The following is a 6,060-nucleotide window of genomic DNA, read 5'->3' as shown; positions in this document are numbered from 1 at the left end:
GCGCGAATTCGGCCGGGTCGACGCGCTGCTGACCATCGCGGGCGCGTTCGTGTGGCAGACGATCGCCGACGGCGACGCCGCCACGTGGGACCGCATGTACGAACTGAACGTGAAGACCGCGCTGAACGCATCGAAGGCCGCGCTGCCGCACCTGCTGGCGAACCCGGCCGGGCGCATCGTCAACATCGGCGCGGGCGCGGCGTTCAAGGCCGGCACGGGGATGGGCGCGTACGCCGCCGCGAAGGCCGGCGTCGCGCGGCTCACCGAGGCGCTGGCGGCCGAACTGCTTGACCGCGGCGTGACGGTGAACGCGATCCTGCCGAGCATCATCGATACGCCGCCGAACCGCGCGGACATGCCGGACGCGGATTTCACGCGCTGGGTGAAGCCGGAGCAGATCGCGGCGACGATCGGCTTCCTGCTGTCGGCCGACGCGCAGGCGATCACCGGCGCGTCGATTCCGGTGACCGGCCGCGTGGCATAGCGCGGCGGGCAGGGGCTCGCGTCGCGGCCGGCCGTGCGTACAATGTCGCACCGGATTGCGCGAGCCCAGCCTGAGACCATGCATCAGCCCAATATCCTGATCGTCGAAGATGAAGTGGCGATCGCGGACACGATCATCTACGCCCTCGGCACCGACGGCATGCAGACCGTCCACTGCACACTCGGGCAGGCGGCGCTCGACCACCTGCGCGACACGCGCTTCGATCTCGTGGTGCTCGACGTCGGCCTGCCGGATCTCAGCGGCTTCGAGGTGTGCCGGCGGCTGCGCACGTTCTCCGACGTGCCGGTGATCTTCCTCACCGCGCGGCACGATGAAATCGACCGGATCGTCGGGCTCGAAATCGGCGCCGACGATTACGTGGTCAAGCCGTTTTCGCCGCGCGAGCTGGCGGCGCGGGTGCGCGTGATCCTGCGGCGTTTCTACCGGACGGCCGCCCCCGAATCGACACCCGTCCCCGTGCCGGCTGCGACCATCGCACCGGGCTTCACACTCGATACCGATGGCGCGCGCGTGTCGTGGCTCGGGCACGCACTCGACCTCACACGCTACGAATTCGGGCTGCTGGCGCTGCTGGTCCGCCATCCGGGGCGCATCTATTCGCGCGAACAGTTGATGGACCTCGTGTGGCACGAGGCCTTCGATTCGGCCGACCGCACGGTCGACACGCACATCAAGACGCTGCGTGCGAAGCTGCGCGCGATCGATCCCGAGCGCGACCCGATCCGCACGCATCGCGGGATGGGTTATTCGCTGCAACCGTAACGACCGGCTCCGTCCATGCATATCGGCCTGCGCATCTTCTTCGGCTTTTTCCTGATCGTCGGCCTGGCCGCGCTGATCACGTTGCGCGTGTTCGTGCAGGAGGTGAAGCCGGGCGTGCGCGAGGCGATGGAGGACACGCTCGTCGATACCGCGCAAGTGCTCGCGACGCTGGCCGCCGACGACATGGCGAACGGCCACATCGCCGACGGCGCGTTCGCGCGGCAGCTCTCGAATCTGCACGAACACCCGGTCAGCGCGAACGTATGGGGCGTGCAGAAGAACGCGATCGGCTACCGTCTCTACATCACCGACGCGCATGGCATCGTGCGCTACGACTCGTCCGGAAAGGCGGTCGGGCAGGACTATTCGCGCTGGAACGACGTGTACCGGACGCTGCGCGGCGAGTACGGCGCGCGCAGCACGCGCAGCGATCCGAACGACGACAGCAGCACCGTGATGCACGTGGCGGCGCCGATCCGTCGCGGCAACGAGATCATCGGCGTGTTGACGATCGCGAAGCCGAACCAGACGGTCGCGCCGTTCATCGCGCGCAGCCAGCGCAAGATCATGCTGTACGGCGCGCTGCTGATGGGCGGTGCGATCCTGATCGGCGTGGCCTGCACCTGGTGGCTGGTGGTCGGGTTGCGGCGCCTGCAGCGCTATGCGCGCGCGATCGCGGCGGGCGAGCGGGCCGACATGCCGCTGCAGGGCGCGAGCGAACTCGCCGAGCTGGGGCGCGCGGTGGAAAGCATGCATCAGCGGCTGGAAGACCGGCAGTACGTCGAAACCTACATCCACACGCTCACGCACGAGATGAAAAGCCCGCTGGCGGCGATCAGCGGCGCGGCCGAACTGCTGCAGGAGGAGATGCCGGTCGCGAACCGCCGGCGCTTCACCGAGAACATCCGCCGCCAGGCCGGCCGCCTCGAACAGATGATCCGCAAGCTGCTCGCGCTGGCCGAAGTCGAGCAGAAGCAGCGCCTGTCGGTGCGCGAACCGGTCGCGTTGCGGCCGGTGCTCGAACAGCTCGTCGACGATATCGAGCCGCGCGCGCGGCAGCGCGGCGTGAACCTCACGATCGACGCGCACGACGCGGCCGACCCGGCGGTCGTCGAGGGCGATCCGTTCCTGCTGCGCCAGGCGCTCGGCAACCTGCTCGACAACGCGCTGGATTTCGCGCCGAAGGGCAGCACGATCCGCATCGCGCTCGAACGGCAGCCGGCGGGCAGGGCGCACGTCGCCGTCGTGCGCGTGGCCGACGACGGCCCCGGCGTGCCCGACTACGCACTGGCGCGCGTGTTCGAGCGCTTCTACTCGCTGCCGCGCCCCGACGGGCAGGATCGCAGCACGGGCCTCGGGCTGTGTTTCGTCCGCGAAGTCGCGATGCTGCACCGCGGCCAGGTCGCGCTCGCGAACCGCGACGAAGGCGGCGCGTGCGCGACGCTCACGCTGCCGTCGGCGGGCTGAGCGCGCTTCACGCTCGCCTCACATTCGCTTCACACCGGCTTCAATCGCCCTTCACCGGGGCTGCTCATGCTGACCGTACCCTTTTACTCCGGTACTTGTCGGCCATGAATCGAGTCCTGTTGTTCAAATTCGCGATCACCGCGTTCCTCGCGCTGCTGATCCTGATCCCGCTGCAGATGGTGCAAAGCATCGTGCAGGAACGCTCCGCGTATCGCCGGGATGCGCTGCAGAGCATCTGGTCGAGCTATGCGGGGCCGCAGACGGTGGCGGGCCCCGTGCTCGTCGTGCACTACACGGAAGTCACGCGCGTACGCGACGACACGCCGGCCCGCGGCGCGGCCAAGACGAGCCTGCGAAGCGAGACGAAGCGCCTGCTCGTGTTTCCGAAGACGCTGAACGTCGACGGCACGTTGACGACCAGCGTCCGCTATCGCGGCATCCACAAGGCGCTGGTGTACGAGCTGGCCAGCCGGATGACCGGCACGCTGCCGTTGCCGGACCTGAAGAAGCTGCCTCAGGCGGACGGCCACGTGAGCTTCAAGGTCGACGATGTCTATGTGTCGATCGGCATCGGCGACATTCGTGGGTTGACCGCGCAACCCGACTTGCGCATCGGCGGCGCGCGCTTCGACGTCGAGCAGGGCACGCGGCTGGACAGCCTGCGCCAGGGTGTGCACGCGAACATCGATCTCGCGGCGCTGGCGGAAGCAAACGCGGGGGCGGCCGTGCCGTTCAGCATCGACCTGCCGCTGCGCGGCGCGGATTCCGTCGCGTTCGCGCCGGTGGGCGACCAGAACGATTTCTCGCTGAAATCGACGTGGCCGCATCCGAGTTTCGACGGCGCGTTCCTGCCGAACAACCGCACGGTCGATGCGCGCGGCTTCACCGGCAACTGGCGCGTGACGTCGTTCAACACGAAGGCGCGTGAACAGATCATCTCGGGCAACGGGGAAGGCGCGATCGAAATGGCGTCGGTATCGGTGATCGAACCCGTGAACGTCTATCTGCAGGCCGAACGCGCGACGAAGTACGGCGCGCTGTTCGTGATGCTCACGTTCGCGAGCTTCTTCATGTACGAACTCGTGAAGCGGCTGCGCATTCACCCGATCCAGTACACGCTGGTCGGCCTGTCGCTCGCGCTGTTCTTCCTGTTGCTGCTGAGCCTGTCCGAACACATCAGGTTCGCGTATGCGTATCTCGCGGCGAGCGGCGCATGCATCGGGTTGCTCGCCTTCTACCTGTCGTTCGTGCTGCACAGCGTGAAGCGCGGGGCGGTGTTCGCGGTGCTGCTCGGGGTGCTCTACGCGGCGCTCTACGGGTTGCTGCTGTCGGAAGACAACGCACTGATGCTCGGTTCGCTGCTGCTGTTCGCGATCCTCGCCGGCATCATGACGCTCACGCGCCGCGTCGACTGGTATTCGCTCGGTGCCGCGTGGCAGCCGCTGGCCGACAAGGCGGGTGCGGGCGCCGCGAAGCCGGCCGCGCAGGTGAAGTAGGCGCGCGGGTGGCGGGGAAGCGCGCCGGTCGGGAAGGCGACGACCGGCGCGTGAGGCGGCGAGGCAGCGCACCGCATCGCCGCTTCACGCACGCGATGCAGGCCGGCGAAACCGCGCCAGCGGAATCTCGGCAACAGCAGTGATCTCGATCAGCAGATCGGGATGGTAGAGACGCTCGACCTGAACGGTCGTCGTCACGGGATAAGGCTCGGCGAAGACCATCCTGCGGATGTCGCCGGCCTGCATGAAGGCATCGATGTCGGTCGCGTAGTGAACGAGCGAGATCACGTCCTGCATCTGTCCGCCCAGCGTGGCGAGCACGGCGCGGATGTTGTCGAGCGTCTGCCGCACCTGCGTGCGCATGTCGCCGTGGCCGACCACCTGGCCGTCGCGGTCGAGGGCCACTTGCCCCTTCAGATGCACGATCCGGCCGTCACCCTGGATCACGGCCATCGAGAACGCGCCGAACGGCGCCCAGACTTCCGGCGGGTTCACTGCTTCAGCCATGACGCAGCTCCTGTGTGGCGTGAATGGGGCGAGTGCAACGGATCGATGCCGTCTGCCTTCGCGCCATTATCGATGAGTTCGCCGTTGCGCTGCCCGCTCGATCACGACACGCCGGTCTGCGAAGTACACGCAGTGGATCACGATCGCCGACCTGGAGGCGCGCAAGTATTACTTCCGGACGTATGACGATACGGTGATGCGCGTGATCGACCTGGCGACGTCGAAGGTGTCGACGGCCGCGTCGAACCGACAGCCGTCCAGCCGCTCGGCCTGCAGAAAGCGGCGGTGGCCCGGATCGACCTATACTGATCGTCTTACTTCACCGGACCACGCCGTGCCGAACCAACCTTCCGGGGATCCGTCCGTCGACGATCCCCGTCCGACCCCGCCTATCCAACCCGAACTGGAAGACTGCTGCAACAGCGGCTGCTCGCCGTGCGTCTTCGATCTCTACGACGAAGCACTCGCGCGCTATCGCGTCGAGCTGGCCGAATGGGAAGCGCGACAGGCGCAACGCAAGCATCACGCGTAAGCCGGCTCCAGGCGAGCCGCTACCTCTGCACCGTTTCCGCGTCAGACCCTGCCGTCGCTGCGATTCCCGTCGCGCTTACGTCCCGGGGTGCAGCCGCCGATGCAGCGGCCCGAGCATGGCCGACAGCGCGATGCACACGAGCAGCACGGCCGTCAGCGCGAACATCGCCGTTCTGAAGCCCTGCACATAATCGAGCGCGGCCGGATGCGCGCCGAGCCGGGCGAAGAACATGCCGCCGAGCGTGGCCGCGCCGACGGCCGCACCGATCTGCAGCATCGCGGTGACCATGCCGGAGGCGACCCCCGCGCGCGCCGTGTCGACTTCCGCGAGCACGATCCGCACGACTGACGGCAGCACGAGGCCCTGGCCGATCCCGATCGCCGCGATCCCCGCGTAAAAGCCGGGGCCCGGCGCGACTGCACCTGCCAGCGCGGCCGCCGTCGCGACGCCGGCCGCGAGCATCGCGAAACCGAGCGTGAGCACGCGATAGCCGCCGAACCGGCCGACGAGTCGCGGCATCAGCAACGGGCTCGACAGGAAGCCGAGCCCGAGCGGCAGGATCGCGAGCCCCGACGCAAGCGGCGACCAGTTCAGGCAGCCCTGCAGGTAGATCCCGTAGCTGAGGAAGAACGCGCTCAGCGTATAGAACAGGAACGCCAGCGCGAGCCCGAGCGCGACGACGGGGTTGCGCAGCAGGCGCACGTCGAGCAGCGGATCGTGGCCGCCCGCGAGACGGCGCGCCTCGACCGCCAGCAGCGCACCGAGCATCGGCAGCGCGCCGACGAGGCACG

The 6,060-nt window shown here is 68.1% G+C and carries 7 protein-coding genes and 1 pseudogene; 6 read left to right on the top strand and 2 right to left on the bottom strand.

Translation table 11 applies throughout. The features are described 5' to 3' along the window. The 4 genes from G3N93_RS31815 to creD all read left to right on the top strand — a co-directional run. Window positions 1-484, top strand: a 484-nt coding sequence (locus G3N93_RS31815; RefSeq protein WP_206134739.1) for an SDR family oxidoreductase, incomplete at its 5' end; no start/stop codon positions are given. A gap of 78 nt (window positions 485-562) precedes the next feature. After that, window positions 563-1,267, top strand: coding sequence for a two-component system response regulator CreB (gene creB, locus G3N93_RS31810; RefSeq protein WP_206134738.1), 705 nt, complete (start codon window positions 563-565; stop codon window positions 1,265-1,267). Between the two features lie 15 nt (window positions 1,268-1,282). Next, window positions 1,283-2,734 carry a two-component system sensor histidine kinase CreC gene (gene creC / locus G3N93_RS31805; protein ID WP_206134737.1) on the top strand — a complete coding sequence of 484 codons (1,452 nt, stop codon included), beginning with the start codon at window positions 1,283-1,285 and terminating at the stop codon, window positions 2,732-2,734. 104 nt (window positions 2,735-2,838) lie between these two features. Further along, a complete protein-coding gene (gene creD / locus G3N93_RS31800; RefSeq protein WP_206134736.1) occupies window positions 2,839-4,230 on the top strand; it encodes a cell envelope integrity protein CreD in 1,392 nt (463 codons plus the stop codon). A gap of 84 nt (window positions 4,231-4,314) precedes the next feature. Here the strand turns inward: creD and G3N93_RS31795 are convergent, their stop codons facing one another. After that, window positions 4,315-4,737 (bottom strand): RidA family protein, encoded by a 423-nt coding sequence (locus tag G3N93_RS31795; protein ID WP_206134735.1) that lies wholly within the window; start codon window positions 4,735-4,737, stop codon window positions 4,315-4,317. A gap of 100 nt (window positions 4,738-4,837) precedes the next feature. Between G3N93_RS31795 and G3N93_RS42115 the strand changes: the two are divergent. Then, window positions 4,838-4,954 (top strand): annotated as a pseudogene (locus tag G3N93_RS42115) (linear amide C-N hydrolase); the annotation flags it as partial. A 117-nt stretch (window positions 4,955-5,071) separates the two neighbouring features. Then, window positions 5,072-5,269: an oxidoreductase-like domain-containing protein gene (locus G3N93_RS42300; RefSeq protein WP_011354524.1), complete on the top strand. Its 198-nt coding sequence runs from the start codon at window positions 5,072-5,074 to the stop codon at window positions 5,267-5,269. Between the two features lie 75 nt (window positions 5,270-5,344). On the opposite strand, the gene G3N93_RS31780 is transcribed toward G3N93_RS42300, so the two are convergent. Further along, window positions 5,345-6,060, bottom strand: a 716-nt coding sequence (locus G3N93_RS31780) for an MFS transporter (RefSeq protein ID WP_206134734.1), incomplete at its 5' end; no start/stop codon positions are given.

The sequence above is a fragment of the Burkholderia sp. Se-20378 genome (genome assembly GCF_017104665.1).
Taxonomy (GTDB): Bacteria; Pseudomonadota; Gammaproteobacteria; order Burkholderiales; family Burkholderiaceae; genus Burkholderia; species Burkholderia lata.
The sequence above is the reverse complement of the archived record's forward strand: the minus strand, read 5'-3'. Positions and strand labels throughout refer to the sequence as shown.